Here is a 2,539-nt window from a genome sequence, read left to right as displayed (position 1 = left end):
GGTACCGATATTGATTTTAGGTTCTTGCAACCGGCGAATACACTGTTGCCTATTGAAGTAAGACTAACAGGCAGTTTTATTGAACTTACCGATGTGCCATCAAACGCATGTTCACCAATAGAATATCCGTTTTCGGTATCAACCTTTTCTGGCAGTATCACTTCTTTTACGCTGCTTGCGTTCCTACACACATAGGCAGGAATACTTGCTATTCCTTCTTCAAATACTACTTTTTCGATACTGCTTCCTTCTAAACAGCCATATTTCCAGTCACCTGCCTGTGTAACTGTCTTCGGAATAGTTATCTCCTTCAGTTCTGTACATCCTGCAAATGCTTTTCCTCCAATTGACTTAACATTTCCAAGATCAATCCCTGTTATTACAGTGTTACCATTGAAAGCATAGTCACTAACAGTCGTTACAGCTATACCATCTATAGTCTCAGGAATAACGACTTTCTTTGAACTACCTGAATAACCGTTGATGATGATCTCGTCACCTTCAAAATAGTAGCTCAGTCCGTCATCAGTATTTTTTGTCTCTGTATCAGTTTTCTGGGAATCTGTAACAAGAACAAGTTCTTCGTTGTTCGAAAACTCTATCTCCTCAGCCATTGCTCTGAAAGTATGCTTCGAAGAAGACATACTCGGAAAACATCCGGACACTGCAGAGAAAGATAAGGTTACTGCTGACATGACAGCAAGCATCTTTTTTAGTATCATTTTATATCACTCCATTCTGATTATTTGAATTGCTTGATTAAAATCATTAATAATTATATCACAGTTTGAAAAATAATTCAAGAATATTAAAGGAAAAAGAACTAATCTTTTGTTGACATATCTTATCAGACCAATAATAGTCCGAAACAGCTTTCGCAGACGGAACTCTGTCGTCAGGCACGAATACTCTGAATTAGTGAGTGGTTTGTGCCTGACATTGCAGTTCCGTCCGCGATTTTTGCTTGATTACCAATTAGTCTCGTCAGTCAGTATGGGTCTCGGGCTCTTGGCGGGGCTTGAAGCCAGCACCGTAGCTCTCACCGTAACCGCACTTGATGAAGCACTTGTCTGTGCCTATCTGGTCAAACGAGCCGTACCAGTTGGACGGCAGTTTCCCCGTGAAATCATCACAGCCGCAAAGCACATCCGAGATGCCCTTGCCTTCTTTGCCCGGGAGATAGCACATAACGTCGCTGTCCCAATCTGGAGTCAATCCCAAATTCTGTGTAAACGAAAAATAGTGTAATAACAGAGTGTATGATGAGACCGATTGTGGAAGCAGTCGGTCTTATCTGCATAGTATAGCATAATAGTACCATATCACCAGATATAGGGAATGACCTTATATCTGACCTTTTTCTTATACTCCGTGTAGCCTTCAAGCCCTTTTTCGAGAATTTCTTCCTCGTTGCGGATACGCTTTGCGATTATCGGAATATACAGTAGCAATATCGCGATCGAAATAGGCGAACCGAGCACTCCGCCCATTGACAGGAAAAGTATCAGCGTCGAGGAGTACATCGGGTGACGTATCACGCCATGGATAGAAAAGAAAAAAGAAAAGGGCGGTCAGCATAAGGAGAGAAGCTGACCGCCTGATTCATAAGAATGAAGTTTAATGACATTTGAATTATAGCATAGACACATATATTTGTCAATGCATGAATAATAGAAGTATTATTCTATAATTTTTCGTTTTTTCCGCTCAAATCAGCAAAAAAGCACCCGCCGAAACAGGTGCTTTGTCTCATTATTCGTGGAGCTTTGCCTTTGTGAGAGGAAGGTCGGCTGCGTTTTCCATCATCTCCAGCGCTTCCGCGTCGTTCGACTGTGTAAACGCATACCAACAGGACGGAATATGCTTATATCCTTCTTCTGCGGCATTATCCAAATATCCGTAGTAGATCTTTATATGTATCGGATCATCAACGGTCGGTACAACAGTACCATTCACGCAAAGGACCTCGTGTCCCATAAACGTCTCTTTTGAGGAGGAGTCAACCGTAACCCTACCAGCACACTGACATACAGCATTGAATTTCGTGACGAGCCTGTCTCCCAGCGCTTTTAATTCGGGCAGTTCCTCAAGTGTGTGCCCCTGTGATTCATCCAGATACTCGCTCTCGCTGTATACCTGATCAAACGAATAGAAAACCATATCAGACGGTTCGCCGCCTTCCCAGCATTCATTAAGAACATGCTGTCTTCTTGCAAGATTGGATATTTCCATTCCACTTGGAATCGGCATATCAATACCATACCAGTCATAATACTCCACTTCTTCATCTTCCTGTGAGGTTGCAGCCTCTGTCTCAGCTTCTGTCTCCTGCTGAGCTGCCGCTGTTGTCGCAGGGGCGTCATTCTTGCTGCTCTCGGACGAGCCCGCGGTGCTTCCGCAGCCTGTGAGCATAACAGCCGCCATGCAAATTGCAAATATTCCCTTTTTCATTGTGATTATACTCCTTATTCAGCGGTATTACAATAATTACCGACATCATTTATTTCATTATAGTATAAAATCGAAGTAAAGTCAAGCG

At 42.7% G+C, this 2,539-nt stretch carries 4 protein-coding genes; all 4 read right to left on the bottom strand.

Going from position 1 to position 2,539, the window contains the following annotated elements:
- Positions 1 to 722: leucine-rich repeat domain-containing protein (locus tag J6U00_RS08340; RefSeq protein WP_296580938.1), on the bottom strand; the 722-nt coding region annotated here is incomplete at its 3' end.
- A gap of 262 nt (positions 723 to 984) precedes the next feature.
- Positions 985 to 1,188, bottom strand: coding sequence for a hypothetical protein (locus tag J6U00_RS08335; protein ID WP_296580937.1), 204 nt, complete (start codon positions 1,186 to 1,188; stop codon positions 985 to 987).
- A gap of 134 nt (positions 1,189 to 1,322) precedes the next feature.
- Positions 1,323 to 1,523, bottom strand: coding sequence for a hypothetical protein (locus J6U00_RS08330; protein WP_365718513.1), 201 nt, complete (start codon positions 1,521 to 1,523; stop codon positions 1,323 to 1,325).
- A gap of 229 nt (positions 1,524 to 1,752) precedes the next feature.
- The gene (locus J6U00_RS08325; protein WP_296580935.1) at positions 1,753 to 2,451 is read right to left on the bottom strand and encodes a hypothetical protein; all 699 of its coding nucleotides are present in this window, start codon (positions 2,449 to 2,451) and stop codon (positions 1,753 to 1,755) included.
- Positions 2,452 to 2,539: the final 88 nt, after the last annotated feature.

Origin of the sequence: Ruminococcus sp. (assembly GCF_017650195.1) — a bacterium.
Lineage (GTDB): Bacteria > Bacillota > Clostridia > Oscillospirales > Ruminococcaceae > Ruminococcus.
The sequence above is the reverse complement of the archived record's forward strand: the minus strand, read 5'-3'. Positions and strand labels throughout refer to the sequence as shown.

Excerpts from the sequence above, each read along its gene's own strand:
- J6U00_RS08335 (WP_296580937.1), bottom strand. The coding sequence starts at position 1,188 with ATGTGCTATCTCCCGGGCAAAGAAGGCAAGGGCATCTCGGATGTGCTT.
- J6U00_RS08330 (WP_365718513.1), bottom strand. The coding sequence starts at position 1,523 with ATGTACTCCTCGACGCTGATACTTTTCCTGTCAATGGGCGGAGTGCTC.
- J6U00_RS08325 (WP_296580935.1), bottom strand. The coding sequence starts at position 2,451 with ATGAAAAAGGGAATATTTGCAATTTGCATGGCGGCTGTTATGCTCACA.